Consider the following 18,392-nt stretch of genomic DNA (forward strand, 5'->3'; position numbering starts at 1 on the left):
CTTAATAGCGTGAGTTATACCTTGAATGATTGAAATGACCCTTGATGTTGAAGACCTTTCCGTCTCAGCAAAAAATGGCAAGGACATACTCAATGGGGTAACTTTCTCTTTACCGGACGGCGGAGTTCACGTTATAATGGGGCCAAACGGATCGGGCAAGTCTACTCTTGCACTGACCTTAGCTGGTTCCCCTGACTTCGTGGTGAAATCTGGAAAAATCGAGTTCGACGGGGTTGACCTACTTTCTTTAGGGGCTGACGAGAGAGCGAAGAAGGGCCTTTTCTTGGCATTTCAGAAGCAGGTGGAGATACCTGGGGTCCCGTTAAAGGATATGATATGGGAGGCGTATAGGGTTCGCTGGAGTGGTCCTGGTAGGCCGTCCATAATAGATTTCAGGAAGAAGTTGTCCGCAACAGCCAGCATGTTGTCATTCCCTGAGACTTTTTTGGAGCGTGGGGTCAATGAGGGATTTTCAGGGGGAGAGGGAAAGAAATCCGAGGTGCTGCAGATGCTCATGCTTCAGCCGAAGCTCGCCATACTCGACGAGGTGGATTCAGGCCTTGACGTTGATTCTTTAAGGGTGGTAGCGGATGCCATAAAGAGGTTTGTGGAAGACGGGCATTCTGCTTTGATAATCACGCATCACTTTGATCTGCTAAATTACATCGAACCCGACGTCGTTTACGTCATGAAAGGCGGGAAAATAGTTGACGAGGGCGATATTACCTTGGCCAGGATAATTGAAAGAGAAGGATATTCGAGATGGGGAGGCGAGTAGGCTGGAAGGGATCACTGAGCTAAAGCACATTAACGAGGAAGTAGTTACGGCTCTCTCTAGAGAAAAAGGAGAGCCGGATTGGATGTTGAAGAAGAGGCTTTACTCCCTTTCGGTATTTGAGAGCAAGCCTATGCCGACCTGGGGTGTCGATCTCAGTGGGCTGGAGCTTGATGACCTCGCCTATTACGTTAAGCCCAGCGTGGAAAAAGCCAGCAGCTTAAGCGATCTTCCCGCTGACCTCAAGAAAACGTTTGATGCCTTAGGCATACCCGAGGCCGAGAGGAACTTCTTGGCTGGAAACGGCATAATGTACCAATCAGAGGTGATCTACGAGCGGATGAAAGATCAGGCGGCAAAGCAGGGCGTTATCTTCATGAGTATGGACGAGGCGGTTAAGAGGTATCCTGACATTATCCAAAAGTACTTCATGACGCGCTGCGTTCCTCCTACTTATCACAAGTTCGCCGCGCTCAACGGAGCCATATGGAGCGGCGGCACCTTCCTCTACGTCCCCAAGGGAGTTAAGGTGAGCATGCCAGTGCAGGTATATTACTTGGTCGATCACCCCTCCATGGGCCAGTTCGAGCACACGATCATAATCGCCGAGGACGATGCCTCCGTGGAGTACATAGAGGGATGTTCTGCGCCAATGTACGTCAAAGGAGGTCTTCACGCGGGAGTTGTCGAGGTATTTGTGGGAAGGAATGCCCGCGTAAGGGTAACTACGATACAGAACTGGAGCAAGAACATGTATAATTTGGGTACCAAGAGGGCCATTGTGGAAGAGGGGGGAAAGATGGAGTGGGTCGAGGCATCTTTGGGGAGCAGGGTCACAATGCTCTATCCAGCGAGCGTGCTAGCTGGAAGGGGAGCAAGGGCAGAGCACTTCTACGTTTCCATGGCCGGAAGTGGACAGGTCCTTGAGGCGGGGGCAAAAGTGGCTCATGCCGCTCCTGACACGTCTGCCTACGTCCTATCTCGCAGCATAAGCAAGGGAAGCGGAAGGGCGATATACCGGGGAGAGGTAAAGGTTAACCCAGGTGCGATGGGTAGTCGTAACTCGGTAAAATGCGATTCGCTCCTCATAAGCGATGATAGCTCTACGGCCACTTTCCCGACCGAAGAGGTCTACGAATCTGATGCAGACGTTTCCCATGAGGCAACCGCGGGAAGGATAGCCGAAGAACAGCTCTTCTACCTCATGAGCAGGGGCTTCTCAGAGGAGGAGGCAAGGGGATTGATAGTCAGGGGATTCATGGAGCCTGTGACCAAGAAGATACCTTTAGAATACGCCGTTGAGTTCAATAAGATAGTCGAAACGGAAGTTAAAAATGAGGTGGCGTGATTGACTGAATATGATGGATTTAGGCTCATGGCGGAAGATCGCTACAGGTCCCTATCTCCCTTGAAGTGGAAGGAGATGAAGGATGGCAGGCTAATATACAGGGAAGAACTAAAATACTCTGATTTCGGTATGGATTTTCCGGAGGGATTTGAGACTCCCGATGAGGGGGGATTTCAGGTAAAGGGAGAAGGTGATTTTGAGGCGGCGCCGCTCTTAAGCAGGGTCCATGATGGTTGGGTAGCCCAACAGCTTCAACGCTTATCCGAAGACAAGGTTGAACTGCTTTCGCTGGCTGGATGGAAACACGGTTACGTCATTGACGTCAAGAACGGTGAGTCAGCTGTTCTTAAGATATCTTTAGTTGACAGGCTGCCATTCAGGCTTGTTTTCAAGGTGGGAAAGGGCTCATCGCTTAGCGCTACGGTAGTCACCCCTTTGGGTATCCTGCACGAAAAAAGCACGAAGCTTGTGGCATCCCGCATCGATGTTGTGTGTGAGCCCGGATCTACTGTGGACCTTGCCTACAAGGCAGGCTCATCACCAGTTGAGTTTACAGGTTTCAGCGCAGATCTCGGGGCTAGTTCATCGTTAAAGCTGGATGCCCTGCACTTAGCTGGGAGTTACGGCAGGCACTTTGGTGAGGTGGTCGTTGGAGAGGGTGCTAGTTTAAGCGCGAGGGTCGCGGAGCTCATTCCTAAATCATCTTTTGGAGATTCCATGTTTAACGTCAGGCATGCCTCTCGGTCAGAAAGCGAAGTTGACATGAGGGCCGCGGTACTTGGCAAAGGGGTGATAAGGGGGCTGACCAGCATACCTAAGGACGCCATTGGGAGCAAAGCAAACTTGCAGGAAAGGGTGATAATGATAGGCAAGGAGGCCAAAGCCATAACTTCTCCCTCGCTTGACATATACGAAAAAGAAGTGCAAGCAAGGCATGGCTCTTGGTCTGGAAGAATCGGAGATAAGGAACTGTTTTACCTTGAGAGCAGAGGACTAAGCGAAAAAGAGGCCGTCTCGCTTTTGATAAGGGGTTTCCTATCGCCCTTCGAAAGGATCGTGCCTCTTGAAGAGGTTTTGGAGGAGATCGTACTTGGTCGAGAGTTCGGAGCTTGTACATAGGATAAGGCACGATTTTCCAATTCTTTCGAGGCTTGAAAACGGGAAGAGGCTTGTTTACCTTGACAGCGCTGCTACTAGCCAGCGCCTGGTGCAGGTGATAAATGCCGTGAAGCACTTTTACGAACAGATGAACTCAAACGTACATAGGGGCCTTTACGAGATGAGCGAGGAGGCAACGCAGGCATACGAGGATGCCAGGTCAAATATAGCCTCTTTTGTTGGTGCCAAACCCGAAGAGCTGGTTTTCACCAGAAACGCTACCGAAGCCCTGAACTTGGTTGCTTATTCGTGGGGAAGGGCCAACGTAAGGGAGGGTGACGTCATAGTAACGACGGAAATGGAACATCATAGCAACTTCTTGCCCTGGAAGTTGCTGGCCACGGAGAAGAACGCTAAGTTGGAAGTGGTGAGGATTACCGATGAAGGCCTGTTGGACAAGGGTTGCCTGGAGGAGAAGCTCAAGCTGGGGCCAAAGATCGTCGCCATAACACATGCCTCTAATGTTCTCGGAACCATCAATGACGCGAAGGCCATAGCCAGAAAGGCAAAGGACGCAGGTGCCGTCTGCGTTTTGGATGGGGCGCAGAGCGTTCCTCATATGCCAGTTAACGTTAAAGAGATTGGCTGCGATTTTATGGCCTTTTCAGGGCATAAGATGCTGGGGCCGATGGGAATAGGCGGCCTTTACGGTAGATATGAGTTACTTGAAGATATGCCTCCGTTTTTGACGGGAGGCGAGATGATCAAAGAGGTTCACATAGGAGAAGTTAACTGGAACGACGTCCCATATAAATTTGAGGCAGGTACACCAAACGTCGAGGGGGCCATAGGGCTATCGGAGGCCGTTAACTACTTGAGAAACCTGGGCATGAACTGGGTTAGGTCTCACGAGAAAGAGCTGACGGCCTACGCTCTTTCCCTTATGGCAAATGAGAGCTCAGTTCACGTTTATGGTCCTCTTGACGCAGAAAAACGGGGAGGCGTTATCTCGTTTAACATCGACAGCGTGCACGCTCATGACGTTGCTCAAATACTTGACACCGAGGGAATTACCATAAGGTCGGGCCATCACTGTGCAATGCCCATCATGGATAGGTACGGCATACCGGCTGCTGCCAGGGCCAGCTTCTACATCTATAACGACAAAGAGGATGTTGAAGCCTTGATTCAGGGTATAAAGAAAGTAAAGAGGGTGTTCTCCGTTGAGTGATGACCTCTATAGAGAGCTCATACTTGACCACTACAGGCATCCAAGTAACTTTGGGCATCTTAAGGACGCGACGGGAAAGTACCGTGATTCAAACAGCAATTGCGGCGACGTAATACAGATGGAGGTTCGCGTTAAGGACGGAAAGATCGATGACGTCATGTTTACAGGAGTAGGATGTGCAGTTTGCATAGCGTCGGCGTCACTTTTAACGGAAAACGTGAAGGGAAAAACCGTAGAAAAGGTTCTTGAGATGGGCGAGCCGGATGTGCTTGGACTTTTAGGCCTTAAGAGCATAACACCGGAAAGGGGAAAGTGTGCGATGTTACCGCTTAAGGTGCTTAAGATGAGCTTGCTCCAGGGACAAAAGCAAGCTTAAGGGTTGCCATCTCTTTAGGGTTATGGACGCCATAGATCCCTCTGAGTTTGAGCTTAGGACGCTTAAGGAAAGGGGTTTCGTTAGGAAGAAGTGCAAGGTTTGTGGGACGTATTTCTGGACAAAGGATCCGAAAAGGGAAACGTGTGGCGAGGCCCCTTGCGATCCTTACACTTTCATGGGGGGTAACAAGTTCAACAGGTCCATGAACGTCAGGGAAATGAGGCAATATTTTTTGAAGTTTTTTGAAGATAGGGGGCACACGATCATAGCCCCTAGGCCTGTAGTTGCCCGCTGGCGGGACGACCTTTACCTAACCAGCGCTAGCATAGTCCTTTTTCAACCATACGTCACAACAGGTCTTATACCTCCTCCTGCGAATCCGCTTGTTGTCTCTCAACCATGCATAAGGTTTGTGGACGTCGATCGTGTTGGGTTGACCGCTGGTAGGCACCTTACAATTTTCGAGATGGGAGGAGCGCACGCTTTCAACCGCCAGGATGACTGGAAATACTGGAAGGATGAAACCGTAGCATATGGTCTGGACTTCTTAGAATCTCTGGGAGTTAGCGAAGATGAAATAACGCTTAAGGAGGACTTCTGGGAAGGCGGAGGAAACGCGGGTCCTGCTTTCGAGGTGATTTACGGCGGTCTTGAGCTGGAGACACTGGTCTTCATGAAGTTCGTGGAGTCTAACGGGAAGTACGTTGAGATGCCTATGAAGATAGTTGATACGGGATATGGAATAGAGCGGTTCTCTTGGGTATCTCAGGGTACGCCCACGGCATTTGAGGCGATATTCCCCAACCTGATAGGGGTGTTTGCCGATAAAGCTGGCCTTACGTTGCCATCAAGCGAAACGCTCGCGATGATGACACGGGCTTCGATTTACGGGTTAGGCGATCCTTCGGTAGCTGACTCGCTTATGGCCAAGGCCATGGGCATGAGTAGCGAAGACTACGCTAAGCAGATAAAACCCTACCAATACCTAGGTGGGCTTTTGGATCACACGAAGACCATAGCTTTCCTGCTGGCTGACGGCGTCATTCCATCAAATGCTGGGGAGGGATACCTTGCTCGGCTAATATTGAGAAGGGCGCTAAGGCTGAAGATGTTGTTATCGATGAAGGTCCCTCTGGAGGAGCTCGTAGCATTGCAGATCAAGGAGTGGTCACCGGACTTCCCGAACCTTCTGAATGAACAGGACCGCGTGCTCGAGCTAGTTAGCATGGAGGAAGAGAAGTACGACGACACGCTAAAGAAGGGACTGGGCGTGCTTGAGAGAAAGATCGCAAGCGTTGGCACGGTAAACGAGGACACGTTGATGAAGCTATATGATTCATACGGTGTGCCGATTGAGTTGATAACCAAGGCGCTTTCAGAAAAGGGGATGCAGGTAAGCGTGCCTGCGGATTTTTACTCAAGACTTGCCGCGCTTCACGCCTCCGCTCCAAGGGGAAGGCTTGGCGAGAAAAGTAGGAGGACGGTGCCGCACGAAGATGCTTTCGTGGGCATGCCAGAAACAAGACCCCTATATTACGAGCGGGATGCTCCCGAGTTCAGCGGCAGGGTTCAGCGTTATGAGAAATTTCCCGACGGAGAGTACATCGTTCTCGATCAAACGGCCTTCTATCCAGAAGGGGGTGGCCAGCCCTCGGATACAGGAGAACTTCTGTGGGACGGAGGAAAGGCCAGAGTGAACAGGGTCTACAAGACGTCCTCCGGGACCATAGTACATGAGGTGACGATAAATGGGAGCCCTCCAACGCCAGGCATTTTAGCCAAAGGGCTCGTAGATTGGGAGAGGAGAAAACAGCTTATGCGCGGGCACACCGGTACTCATCTCCTTCTCGCTGCCGCAAGAAAAGTGCTGGGCGATCATATATGGCAGATGGGAGCTCAAAAAGGAGAAGAAATTAACAGGCTTGACCTCTTGCATTATAAGCCCATATCGAGGGAGCAGATAAGGGAAGTAGAGCGCTTAGCTAACGGCTGGATAATGGATAACTTATCTGTGGAGAAACTTGAGCTTGAGCGGGACATAGCGGAGGCAGCCTATGGATATCAGATATACCAAGGCGGGGTTGTCCCCGGCAAAAGGTTAAGGATCGTGAGGATTGATGACGTTGACGCGGAAGCATGTGGAGGGACGCACGTCAAGAGAACGGGAGACATAGGACTGCTTAAGATCCGCTCCGTTAACAGGATACAGGAATCGGTTTTCAGGTTCGAGTTTTCAGTTGGGTTTGCAGCGCTTAAGTACGTTCAGGATAATGATGAAGCGTTATCAAGGGCAGCTCAGATGGTTGAGGGCAATACCGAAACCCTGTTTGAGAAGCTGGGCAAGCTCACTGAAGAGCTGCATAACAATAGAAAGCAAATAGAATCACTGAAAAATTCATTGGCGAGGGAATATGCGAGCGGGGCTCAGGAACTTAGCGCGCATGGTTTTAGGGCCAAACTCATAAAGTTAAAAGACGATCTTGAACCAAGGGACGTGGCAGTGGAGGCAACAAACCAGTCCGAAGTGGCCATAGTGCTGAGTTCGGACCGCAGGAGGGTGGCCTTGGCCGCTAAGCTCGGAAGCCCTGCATCGGTTGACTTCGCCCTAGAGCCCCTTAAGAAGGCAGGAGGAAAAGGAGGAGGGAGCGCAAAGCTTTTGGAGTTCGTCTTCGAAAAGCCGATCGACGATGAGCTTTTACGCTCCATAGTCGAGAGCTAGTACCGGTGCTTGAATTATGGCTGTGCCAGATTACGAGATCAAGTGGTCTCAGCGCTTCGTCAGCGAGCATGTTTATGAAGCAGATCCCGACGAAAGGCGGAAGTTTTTTGTTACTTTTCCTTTTCCTTATATGGATGGGCCGCTTCATGTGGGGCATGGCTATACCGTGGGTAGGCTAGACGCGCTTGCGAGGTACAAACGGGCTCGTGGGTACAACGTTCTCTTCCCATGGGCTTGGCATTGGACCGGACAGCCCATAGCCGGAGAAGCAAAGAGAATAGCTGAAGGCGACCCCAAGGCGATAAACCCACTGGTTGAAATAGCTGGCGTGAGCATGGATGAGGTTAAGAAGTTTACTGACCCCGTCTATTTGGCAAGGTACTTCACGAAACAGGGCAAGGACACCCTGATAAAGTACGGGGTTTCAATAGATTGGAGAAGGGAGTTCTTCACGACTTCGCATAATCCCGGCTTTAACGCCTTCGTGACTTGGCAATATGACAGGCTTAGGAAGTTGGGCTACGTTGTAAAGGGAACGCATCCCGTGGTTTGGTGCCCTCGGGACCTCAGCCCTGTGGGAGATCACGATAGGCTGCAGGGAGAGGGAGTATCCCCTGAGGAAATGACCGCGATTAAGTTTGAGCTGGTCTCAGGTAAATTCAAGGGAGCGTATCTGGTCGCGGTCACGTTCCGCCCCGAAACGCTTTACGGCGTAACGAACGTTTGGCTTTCGCCAAACGTCGACTACGCTGAACTGGAAGTGCTAGGAGAACGCTGGATTGTGGGTAAAGGCGCAGTTCAGAAGCTCCTTGATCAGGGCTTCTCCGTGGCAGTTTCGGCGACGATACGGGGCGATCAGCTGATAGGCGAGAGCGTGAAGGTGCCGCTGACGGCAAGCGTGGTTCCCGTTCTTCCAGCTACGTTCATTGATCCAGAGTTCGGAACTGCCGTTGTGTTTAGCGTTCCTGCACATGCACCCTTTGACTATCTTGCGCTTAAGGACCTGGGAATGCCGCGGCAGCCAATCTCGGTGATAAAGGTCGAGGGATACGGTGATTATCCTGCGATAGAAGAGTGTGAGAAGGAGGGCATAAGGAGCCAATCGGACCCCCGGGCTGAGGACGCAACAAAAAAAATCTACTCCATTGAGCTCAGAAAGGGAGTAATGGTCGTAGGCGACCTCGCTGGAATGAAGGTTTCAGATGCGCGTAGGGTGGTGTCAGAGAGGCTGAAAAGCGCGAGCCTTGGATTCGCGTTCTACGAGCTTCCCGAGAAGGTGGTGTGCAGGTGCGGTACTACCTGCGACGTTAAAATCCTCCAGGATCAGTGGTTCCTCAAGTACTCGGATCCCGAGCTAAAGGCAAGGGCTCGTAAGGCAATAGAAAACATGAAGTTTTATCCGCCAGCAGCAAGACAGGCCTTTCTAGATGTTCTTGACTGGGTAGGCGATAAACCATGTGCTAGGAGGAGCGGCCTTGGCACTCCTTTGCCTTGGGATTCGGACTGGCTCGTTGAAACCCTAAGCGACTCAACGATTTACATGGCCTACTACACCATATCGAAGTACGTCAACGCGGGGCTTGTCAAGCCCGAGTCCATGACTACTGAGTTTTTTGACTACGTTCTTCTTGGCGAAGGGAACGCCTCCAAAGTTTCTTCGATTACTGGTGTGCCTGTCTCGTTACTAGATCAGATAAGGCATGAGTTTGACTACTGGTATCCCGTAGATATTAGGGCTTCTGGCAAGGACCTGGTGTCTAATCACCTGATTTTCTTCATACTTCAACATGTGGCCATATTTCCGGAAGACAAGTGGCCCAGGGCAATTGCCGTAAACGGCTTTGCATCCATTGAGGGCAACAAGATGTCGAAGTCAAAGGGACTCTTCGTTACGCTTGAAAAAGCAATTGAGAGAAGGGGAAGCGACGCGTTAAGGCTAGCCCTTATAAATTCAGCTGAAGGCATGGATGACCCGGACTTCAAATGGGCTGATGTGGATGCCATGGCAGAGAAGGTCGAGTCATTTCTGAGCTTGGTCAAGCAGGTAATGTCGGATCATGATGGAATGCCTGATGATATGGACCTTTGGATTAAGGCAAAATTCAACAAGACGTTGGAGCAAGTTGCCTCGGCCATGGAAGAGTACAGGACCAGGACAGCCCTTAACTACGCTCTGTTCGAGTTCTGGCTCGACTTCAGATGGTATGCGAGGAGAAGGGTCAGCAAGGGATTATCATCGTACTCAGAGGCAGCGCTTGAGGTCCTGAAGAATTGGACGAGGCTTCTTGAACCGTTCATGCCTTATGCCTCGGAGGAAGCTTGGGAAACGATGGGTGAAAGAGAGCACATAAGCACCCAGCCTTGGCCTCAGTCATTTGCGGTTCCTGATGAGCCAATGGTGTTGGGCAAAGAGGAGTACGTGCAGCGTCTCTTTGAAAGCGCTAAAGAAGTGATGAGCCTATGGGCCAAAAGAGGCAGCAAGGCCAGGTCTTTGGTTATACATCAGAGCGAGACGACGAGGCCCATGCTAGATATAATGACAGGGCGGCTAGGAGCGGAGGCGCTTCCTAAGGAGCAACGTTCGCTTTATAAGAAGCTAATTAATGCCGCATCGCAGCTTGGTCCTAACGAGAAGACCGTGATGGAAAAACTGGCGGCGCAAGAGGATGTGTTGATGAACGAGGCCGCGGCGTTTCTTTCATCGGAACTAGGGATTCCCGTGGTGGTAGGTCGGAAGGGTAAGTTCAGGGTTGGTGATAAGGAATACGTTCCCATTCCCCTAAGGCCGCTTTTTGAGGTGGTTTGATTCAAAGGGTAGTGGAGTTTTTCCCTTATAACTGGAGACCATGTTCGAAGCGTGCCTTATGCCATTACTCAGGCATTCTGCCTATGCATCTTCGGGAGGTTCACGGGGAGGAGCGCGAATATGCGAGTTCATCACACTAATTTGGGATTGAAATGTCGCGTGAGGGTGGCGATGGGATGGCAATAGGCCAAGAGACGCTTGCTTACAAGCCAAATATAAGGGTGTAAGGCGTGGTCTATGATGACGAGGAAGTTATCATATTACATACCCATTCAATTGATGGGGCTATTACGTCTGGATGCTCAGATTCTATAGCTGTAATATCGGATAGTCCAGTCAGGACAGCAATTGATGGTATTGATGCTGCGCGTGCAGCCCTCACGTCTATATCCATATCACCGACGTAGATCGTGCTATCAGGCTTGCAATCCAGTTGCTTCATTAGCTTCAAAAGCATATCGGGATAGGGCTTTTTTCTTTCGACATCATCACCCGAAACCCCGATTATACCCATTTGCTCAAACTCGTACTTGCTCATGAAATACTCTAGTATGATCTTCGGCGCGTTTGTGGCAACGCCGACCTTGAACCCTTGCGCCTTTAGCCGTCTAATGCATCTGAGCGCGCCAGGAAACAGCCTGGCGAACTTGTTTATGTAGTAGAACCTGTAGCTGTAATTCATCCAATCGATCCACTGCTTTTCCTGTTCGGCATCCACGCCATCAAAAACCTCTTGGAATATGTCATGGTAGTTCTTTCCTACGAGTTTTGTTATGCTTGTCTTGTTGACGCCATTTACGTGGTGTATGGTGAAAAAGTCTTCGAGTTGTTTTATGAAAGCAGACTTTGAATCGAGAAGGGTTCCATCCATATCAAATATTATTGCCTTGAAGCCGCCAGCACCTGAGTTTTCGCGCAAGGGGAATTAATCTCCCTTGCGGCAAACATAAGCGTTACGCGTTTATTTCGCGGCTTTGTTAGTTGAGTCCCCCACAATTATGTAAAGTATGTTGTTTCCCCTTATGAGTATTTTACCGAAGGATACCAGCGCGTTACCGTTTTCATCTACTTGAGTGGACTCATCCAGTACGATGTTCATGGTAGGGTCATAATTGTTAAGTATACCCTTGTACTCTTCACCGTCCTTTAGCTTAACGGTAACGGGCGCGTTGAGCGCCTTCTTCAATAGCCTAAGCGGCGTTTCGACATTATTGCGATTTTGTTGATTCCTTTCAGGTTCCTCTTCCCTTATCCTTCTGGATATCAAGCATTACACCTTTTTAATTAAAAGTGGGGAGTTTATAAACATATCAGCGGCCGAGATTGAAACGGTTCATCACCTCAAGGTTTCATGAAACGATTCCCGAGTCATTGCGCGCCCTTATCACTTCCACGATCTTACTTGTGCTTGTTATGAGTCCTGGTGATGTGAAACGCTGGTTGAATCTTATCACTTTCGTGTTGCAACCATAGCTTTTGAGCTTCTGCTCGAGCTCACGTTCATCGTACGGTTGGTCGGGCCCTAGCACAAAGAAGTCCGGCTTAAGATCAGCCACGGTCTTGACGGGATCACCATTCAGCGATCCCAAAATGGCCCTCTTGACTGGTTTTAAGGCGGATACCACGGCAAGCCTTTGTTGCTCTGGTAACATGGGAGTGTGGCCTTTTGCCTTCGTGGCGTTTTTGTCTCTCGAAACTATGACGGTTAGGTCGCCCAAGGATGCAGCAAACTCAAGGAGCTTTATGTGACCTGGATGTATGATATCCCAAGTGCCAGCGGCTGCTACGCTCTTCTCTTGAAGCAGATCTGTCTTCCAGCTTGCGCTAACTGTACCGTTTTCCCTTAGTCCATCTATGATTCCTTCGGCATACGATGAGCATACTATTGAAGATACGTAGTCACCCTTGGCCAGGTAATACTCGGAATCGCTGAGGTACTGTTTTGCCAGCTCAATTGGTTTAATTGGCTCTAGGCCAGGAATTATACCCTTTAAGTTCCTTATGTACCTCTCAGCTCTTTCCCTGACGGCTTCCTCGTCCATACGACTTGGTTGGGAGGGCTATTTAGCCTAACGGGCTGACTGAAGCCTAGCAGTTGTTGAGTGGCGTTTCTCTGTATTGTGGGTTCACTTAAGAGATAAGCTTGGCGTAAACTTTCACTTAACCATTTTAGAAAAGGGACAAAATCCTCGTTCCGTTAGGAAAAAAATGGATATCTTTTGGAGAGATTTTTATAATGAGGCCATTATCATTTATAACGCGATAGGTGCCGTCAAAGTAAAGATCTATCCTGGCAGGGTCCAGAAGGCTTACTTGAAAGGCAACTCAGCGTTGGCGTGGTGGTTGGCGCGCCGAATCCATAAAGAGGGTCGAGAAGAGGCTGAAAAGTACCGCAGAAGTGGTTATTGGTCAGGATAAGATAGGGATAAAAACCCGAGAAAGGACGTAAGAGGGCTCCGAAGAAGCCATGAAGGGTTGCGCAATAAGCGCGAGCTGCTCGATGACGCATTTGGCGCGATAGGCTAGCAGCACGATACCATCAATAGCTGAAGACCTCGACGTTCAGGGAATTGCGCGGAACCATTACCCATCGAAGGCGGTAGGAGATGCCTCATGACATACCTTCAAATGGAAGCTGAACGAAAAGCGAGAAAGCGCAGAAAGGACTTGGTAAAGATGAGCAGGCTTGATCCCTCTTCAAAGGCGTGTTCAAGGTGCGGGCTATCGGGCACTACCCGAAGCTCTCTGACCGCAAGCACAACGCTATGTTTACACTGCGTCTACGGTCTTATGATAGATCGCGACTTGAGTGGCTTGAAGGTGGTCACCTACATCATGAAAAATGAGTGCGACAAAAGTAGGGCGGGCGTGGTCCGAAATCGCTTTACAAAGATGCGACTTTGGAGCTGCGTAGGCTTTACCTGTGCAGGGAGATGCTGGTGGTTCAATAGGTGGTCTTTCTGAAAGGGCAGCGCAGTTCATGGCAAGCTTTATACGGCTGTGAGTCGAAATTTAACGAGATGCTGGCTGCGGTGCTATCAGAAAACTTCGAACTTCTACTTGGCGCGGTGATATTTGCCGTATCGTTTCCTCTTGGAGTGCTTTTCACGCTTATGGATAGGAAAAGGATGTTAATGGATTTTTACTTTTCTACTTATCTCTTTAACGTTGCGCGGGCCATCAGAGGTGGCTCTCCGCTTGTCAAGGCATTCGTAGTAGCTTCAGAGGGTGAGTATGGTCCCTTGAAGCCGGTACTTAAGGCTTTCGTCTCAAGGCTTACCCTTGGTGTTCCACTGCAACATGCCCTTATCTCTTTGTCCTCCGCGCTGAAGAGCAGAATATCGAACTACTCCATAGCATCCATAAAGGATCTTTTGAACTTAACACCGGAAATGCATACGTTTCTTGACGAGCTCGGCACATTTCAGGCTCAATACGTTGAGCTTCAGAGGAGGAGAGAGTCTGAGACTAGGATTCACGTTATAATAACATATGTGGCATTCTTTACGTTTCTGCTTGCAATCGGGGCAACTATAAAGATAACCCCTTATACTACGAGTACTATCCCACTTTTTTCTGAAAAGTCTAGCCTCTCCCCATCGCTTTTTAGGAGCGTGAGCTATTACGTTGCCCTTTCTGAAAGCGTGTTTCTGGGTTTGCTAGCCGGAGAAATAAATAAGGGGAAAGCCACATCCGGTCTTTTGCATGTAGCCGTCATGACGTTGGTGCTCATAGTTTTCTCATACATGTTTCTGTTCTAAAAAAGGGCTAGGGCCGGTGCTATGCTTTTATTCTATGTCTTCTAATCAAAATGTGATGTGGTATGTCCGTCCCTCTGAATGCAGCAGATGCGATTAAGTTATCTATAAAGATTTTGCAGGATATAAGTAATGATATTCATGTCCCGAAGAACATTAGGCGCGCTGTTTTAGATGCAATTGAATATTTGCAGGATACGTCAGTAAGCCCGGGTGTGAGGGCGGCCAACGCTCTTAGTATCCTTGACGAAATATCTCAGGATCCCAACATGCCTACAAGAACCAGGGTGCAGTTTTGGAACGTTGCAAGCATGCTTGAGAAAGTTAAGGACCGATGTTTACTTTTCTTCTATGTGAATAGTGGTGTTTTTTTGTCTAGAAGACAAGTTGTAAAGTAGGGCTTTGAGTTGCTCGTCGCTTACGCGACTTATCCTTCCTTGCTGGTAGAGGGCTATGAGTTGGTTCTCAATAAGTTCCGTGAAGTCAGGTCTAACTATTCTCAGGTTATCAAGCCTGGCTCTTGCATCAGGTTCAAGTATCTCCCTTAGTATGTTGCGCCTCTCTTCCTCTATTTGCTTTTCCTGCGCCTTCTTGCTATAGTAGGAAGAACTCAGGTCTTGAAGCCTCCTTCTTTTGAGTTCGTTTAGTTCCTCGTCATCATCCTCAGCCACGGTTATCACCTCAGAAGGCCCAGTTGTATATTTCCAACCTTGGCTCTTCCTTCTTCATTTTTTCCACGACTCCCCTAGCTACATCGTTTAGCAGGGCTTCCGCGGTGGGTGTGAGAACCTTGGCGTTGCCACTTATGGCTATTAGGCCTGCTTGTTCGAGCTGATCTATTATGATCCTTATGGTCTTTCTGGACCCTCTTGCGACATGGTGGGGTTTTGCCCTGCTTATGATCCTGCCCCCGTACGTGCTTGAGAGCCGGCTGACGCCTAAGGTCGGTTCTTGCGATAGCTTAACGAGCACAGACGCCACGCGCTTATACCACCAGTCTGGGTCCTGTGGCAGTGATTGCTTAAAGGTTGCAGTTTTAGCGTAGTTCGCCCATGCTGGCTGCGTTATTTGCTCAAATGACTTCAGCCTTGTGGCTAGAGGCCCCACCAAATATTGGGATGATACTGCCCTATAGTTCAGCTTCTCCAATCTATTTCAATAAGGTGCTTTGCTTTTAACTTTGTCGTTACGCGTGAAGGTCTTGGTCTTGTGGGTCTTGATTGGAAAGTGAACGATGGGTCCAGTGTTTGGTCTCGGCGTGCCTGCTGGGTATAGTAAAGAATCACGAATTCGTATTTCGCATATATTCATGGCTATGTGCAGTTTGGTGCGCGGCCGTCTACACCAGGGGTTACCGTCGTGAAGGGGGTCAAGTAAGCATTATATCGTGCCAGCTCTTAGATTAAACCTATCAGAAATCTTTCGTAATCATCTTACCGTAAAAGTAAGCTAAGCCCTTAAAAATGGCTTTCGCCTCGGAGGCGGTAAGTCTTGGCATATCGGAGCAAGTGCTTTCATCGTGCGAACCATCTCACAGTTTTCCTTGGCCTAGGAAGCAGCCGAAAATACTTAATTTTTGATTAAGAGCAACGCCCAACATTTTTCAGGTACCCTCGTGCCAGACCATTGCCTGTACTTCTTTTCATGGCGTGGATTATATCTCCGGTCTATTGCAAGTCAGTTCTAACAACCCACGCTGATGCTGTTCATTCGGTGTTTTTCGCCGCTATGGACCTTGTCCTCATTCTTTCCTTCAGCATACCTCCTTCATTAATATTAATAAGCGGTTACGAATAAATATAAATGCTTTGCAAAGATCCTGTTAATAGCTATTATAGTCTGTGTTTCCTTGAGTTATGGGCTTAGACTATTTTAAGCTAAAGGCCTTGAGAAGATCTATCCCGGATATTTGATGCTTCTTGCCTCATCTAAATCTTGCGGGTCATCTCAATCCTGAACAAAGCGCATAATCTAACCCCGAAACTTGACCACATAGCGAAACTTAAACGTAACAGTCCGTTGTTGCTCCGATAATATTGCTTGCAATTACCCAGTAATGCGCCTTGAAGCAAAGCTTAACAGAGGATTGCTGGATTAAACATCCCCAATGATGAGCGTCGGAAAACAGGAATTCGTGACTTATCAGAGTTAGTCTGAGGGGATTTCGAACGATAGATGTAAGCCCTCCCCCTCTTGCCCACGACCGTTATGATCCCTGCGTGCCTCAGTATGTAACATGCTCTTGATCCGGTAGCCGGCGTCATGGAATTGGTCCTCGATAGTTGGAAGCTGGTGAAGTCGCCAGATGGAAGCACAAGAAGTCTCAGTAGGTCCTCACGCGTTTTCAGGGAAACGGTTTTTATGATCTCCGAGGGGATTGTGTCTCTCTTGAATTTTCCCCTTGGCATTACGTATCTTCTTCCTCTTTTTACTCTCGACCAAGTCCTTTTTTCTTTGAGATACATGAGAAGGACTTCAAGGCCATCAGCTGGGAAAAGCCCTGCAAGTCCAGCTAGTTCCCTGAAGATCTTAGCCGTCTGTTTTTTGTAAATGGTTCCGCTTGGCGTTTCCAGTACCGCCTGTATCGGTATTACCAGCTTTACCATGTAGCCCATACCTAGTAGGGCCCTTATCTTCGTCTTCAGCTTATAGGCTTCGCTAAGCTGTATCTCTATTGCTTCGTTCCCCCTTAGCACGTCTATGCGGAAGCTCCCTACACACGCTTCCTTTATGCCCCCTTCTCTCGAAAAAAATTTTGAAGCGATTCGTGAAGGGTGCTCTTAGCTTTTTGATGCAATCGAAGGTCCCGCGTATGGAATTCCAACATCATCCTCTATCTTGAGTAGCCTGTTATACTTTGCTACCCTTTCTCCTCTGGCCGGCGCCCCAGTTTTTATCTGCCCAGTGCCCAGACCCACAGCTAAATCGGCAATGAAATCGTCCGTGGTCTCACCGCTTCTGTGGCTTACCATCACGGAGTAACCGGACTTAATTGCGAGCAGGCCCGCGTTAATTGCCTCCGTTAGTGATCCCACCTGATTGACCTTTAGCAACAGGGCGTTGCACGCTCCTGCATCTATGCCCCTCTTGAGGCGAGCGATTTGTGTGACAAATATGTCATCGCCGACAACCTGAACTGGTTTCACTTGAGCAGTGAACTTGGCGGTAGTTTCAAAGTCGTTTTGCTCAAACGGATCCTCGATGCTCATTATCTTATGTGCTGCTATTACCTGTTTCCAGTAATCCATGAGCTCTTCTTTAGTTAGGAGCCTTCCGTCAATTTTGTACTTTCCGTTGATAAAGAAAGTGCTCGATGCCGCGTCCATGGCAAGCCTTATTTCCTTTCCGTTTGAGTAACCGGCGTCCGCGATTGCGCTTTCCAGCGCGGACAGGGCCTCTTGGGTGTTACCCATAGGCGGCGCAACTCCTCCTTCATCTCCGACGTTCTTGGCTACAGCCCCATACCTCTTTGTTACATACGATCTAAGCGAAACGTAGATTTCGCTGACCGCCTGTAGCGCCTCATGAAATGTCTTAAGCCCAACGGGTACCACCATGAACTCCTGTATCGAGAGATCATTTCCAGCATGCTCTCCACCATTGAGAACATTTGAGAACGGCACCGGTAACAGCGGCTTTCTATCGTAAAGTTTGGATATCCACTCGTGCAATTGCATCCCTTGGGCAAGGGCCGCTGCCCTTGCAACGGCAAGCGAAACTGAGAGTACGGCATTAGCGCCCAGCTTGGATTTGTTGGGCGTGCCGTCTAACGCGATCATGGTATCATCTATTTGCTTTTGCTCCCTGACATCCATGCCCTTTACCTTGGGCCCTATGATCGAGTTCACGTTATCTACGGCTTTTTTAACGCCTAATCCATGAAATGCCGATCCTCCATCTCTGAGTTCGAGCGCTTCGAACTCTCCTTTGGAAGCACCACTGGGCACAGCGGCCACGGCCACAGTACCTCCTTCAGTTCTGACCTCCGTTTCCACGGTTGGATTTGCGCGAGAGTCGAGGATCCATCTGGCTTTAACATCAGCTATAGCGTATTTAGTCATACCTCTTAACCAGCGGCGGTAATTATGCTTTTCTCACGGACAATGGCGACGCCCTGCTTCTGGTGCGATGGTCCCTATGATCGTTGCCAAGGACAGCTAGGCTTAAACGTGGCCGCTCGTAACTCTCATAGGATGAAGGAGACCATTAAGCTTGACATAAATAGTTTGCCTCCATGTTTTACATGCCCGTTCACGATGGAGTGCGAAGAAGGTACAATTC

The 18,392-nt window shown here is 49.3% G+C and carries 16 protein-coding genes and 1 pseudogene; 10 read left to right on the top strand and 7 right to left on the bottom strand.

The window, feature by feature from the left end; translation table 11 throughout:
* Positions 1 to 25 precede the first annotated feature (25 nt).
* The 7 genes from sufC to leuS are packed head-to-tail and all read left to right on the top strand — an operon-like array spanning position 26 to position 10,353.
* The gene (gene sufC / locus PRZ02_RS05005) at positions 26 to 778 is read left to right on the top strand and encodes a Fe-S cluster assembly ATPase SufC (RefSeq protein ID WP_449464733.1); all 753 of its coding nucleotides are present in this window, start codon (positions 26 to 28) and stop codon (positions 776 to 778) included.
* A complete protein-coding gene (sufB, locus tag PRZ02_RS05010; protein ID WP_449464734.1) occupies positions 741 to 2,123 on the top strand; it encodes a Fe-S cluster assembly protein SufB in 1,383 nt (460 codons plus the stop codon). The genes sufC and sufB overlap by 38 nt, the downstream gene beginning before the upstream one ends.
* Entirely contained in the window at positions 2,124 to 3,242 is a 1,119-nt protein-coding gene (locus PRZ02_RS05015; RefSeq protein WP_449464735.1) for a SufD family Fe-S cluster assembly protein, read from the top strand.
* Positions 3,214 to 4,452, top strand: coding sequence for a cysteine desulfurase (locus PRZ02_RS05020; RefSeq protein ID WP_449464736.1), 1,239 nt, complete (start codon positions 3,214 to 3,216; stop codon positions 4,450 to 4,452). The genes PRZ02_RS05015 and PRZ02_RS05020 overlap by 29 nt, the downstream gene beginning before the upstream one ends.
* Entirely contained in the window at positions 4,445 to 4,828 is a 384-nt protein-coding gene (gene sufU, locus PRZ02_RS05025) for a Fe-S cluster assembly sulfur transfer protein SufU (RefSeq protein WP_449464737.1), read from the top strand. The genes PRZ02_RS05020 and sufU overlap by 8 nt, the downstream gene beginning before the upstream one ends.
* A 22-nt stretch (positions 4,829 to 4,850) precedes the next feature.
* The gene (gene alaS / locus PRZ02_RS05030) at positions 4,851 to 7,547 is read left to right on the top strand and encodes an alanine--tRNA ligase (RefSeq protein WP_449464738.1); all 2,697 of its coding nucleotides are present in this window, start codon (positions 4,851 to 4,853) and stop codon (positions 7,545 to 7,547) included.
* Between the two features lie 16 nt (positions 7,548 to 7,563).
* A complete protein-coding gene (gene leuS, locus PRZ02_RS05035) occupies positions 7,564 to 10,353 on the top strand; it encodes a leucine--tRNA ligase (protein WP_449464739.1) in 2,790 nt (929 codons plus the stop codon).
* 235 nt (positions 10,354 to 10,588) lie between these two features.
* On the opposite strand, the gene PRZ02_RS05040 is transcribed toward leuS, so the two are convergent.
* The 3 genes from PRZ02_RS05040 to PRZ02_RS05050 all read right to left on the bottom strand — a co-directional run bounded on the left by PRZ02_RS05040 (position 10,589) and on the right by PRZ02_RS05050 (position 12,395).
* Entirely contained in the window at positions 10,589 to 11,272 is a 684-nt protein-coding gene (locus PRZ02_RS05040) for an HAD family hydrolase (RefSeq protein WP_449464740.1), read from the bottom strand.
* Between the two features lie 42 nt (positions 11,273 to 11,314).
* The gene (locus PRZ02_RS05045) at positions 11,315 to 11,620 is read right to left on the bottom strand and encodes an LSM domain-containing protein (protein WP_449464741.1); all 306 of its coding nucleotides are present in this window, start codon (positions 11,618 to 11,620) and stop codon (positions 11,315 to 11,317) included.
* An 82-nt stretch (positions 11,621 to 11,702) separates the two neighbouring features.
* Entirely contained in the window at positions 11,703 to 12,395 is a 693-nt protein-coding gene (locus tag PRZ02_RS05050; protein WP_449464742.1) for a DUF357 domain-containing protein, read from the bottom strand.
* 586 nt (positions 12,396 to 12,981) lie between these two features.
* Here PRZ02_RS05050 and PRZ02_RS05055 point away from each other — a divergent pair.
* The 3 genes and pseudogenes from PRZ02_RS05055 to PRZ02_RS05065 all read left to right on the top strand — a co-directional run.
* On the top strand, positions 12,982 to 13,317 hold the full coding sequence (locus PRZ02_RS05055) for a zinc ribbon domain-containing protein (RefSeq protein WP_449464860.1): 336 nt from the start codon (positions 12,982 to 12,984) through the stop codon (positions 13,315 to 13,317).
* Between the two features lie 56 nt (positions 13,318 to 13,373).
* Positions 13,374 to 14,114: a type II secretion system F family protein gene (locus tag PRZ02_RS05060; RefSeq protein ID WP_449464743.1), complete on the top strand. Its 741-nt coding sequence runs from the start codon at positions 13,374 to 13,376 to the stop codon at positions 14,112 to 14,114.
* Between the two features lie 62 nt (positions 14,115 to 14,176).
* Positions 14,177 to 14,443, top strand: a pseudogene (locus tag PRZ02_RS05065) (UPF0147 family protein); the annotation flags it as partial.
* Positions 14,444 to 14,449: 6 nt separating this feature from the next.
* On the opposite strand, the gene PRZ02_RS05070 reads toward PRZ02_RS05065, so the two are convergent.
* The 4 genes from PRZ02_RS05070 to eno form a co-directional block, all read right to left on the bottom strand.
* Complete coding sequence (locus tag PRZ02_RS05070) at positions 14,450 to 14,782, bottom strand: DNA-binding protein (RefSeq protein ID WP_449464744.1); 333 nt, start codon at positions 14,780 to 14,782, stop codon at positions 14,450 to 14,452.
* A gap of 10 nt (positions 14,783 to 14,792) precedes the next feature.
* Complete coding sequence (locus PRZ02_RS05075; RefSeq protein WP_449464745.1) at positions 14,793 to 15,260, bottom strand: 40S ribosomal protein S19; 468 nt, start codon at positions 15,258 to 15,260, stop codon at positions 14,793 to 14,795.
* Between the two features lie 926 nt (positions 15,261 to 16,186).
* Positions 16,187 to 16,807 carry a hypothetical protein gene (locus PRZ02_RS05080; RefSeq protein WP_449464746.1) on the bottom strand — a complete coding sequence of 207 codons (621 nt, stop codon included), beginning with the start codon at positions 16,805 to 16,807 and terminating at the stop codon, positions 16,187 to 16,189.
* An 84-nt stretch (positions 16,808 to 16,891) separates the two neighbouring features.
* Positions 16,892 to 18,172: a phosphopyruvate hydratase gene (gene eno / locus PRZ02_RS05085; RefSeq protein ID WP_449464747.1), complete on the bottom strand. Its 1,281-nt coding sequence runs from the start codon at positions 18,170 to 18,172 to the stop codon at positions 16,892 to 16,894.
* Positions 18,173 to 18,392: the final 220 nt, after the last annotated feature.

It is taken from the genome of Tardisphaera saccharovorans (genome assembly GCF_046635845.1).
Classification (GTDB): domain Archaea; phylum Thermoproteota; class Thermoprotei_A; order Marsarchaeales; family UBA168; genus UBA168.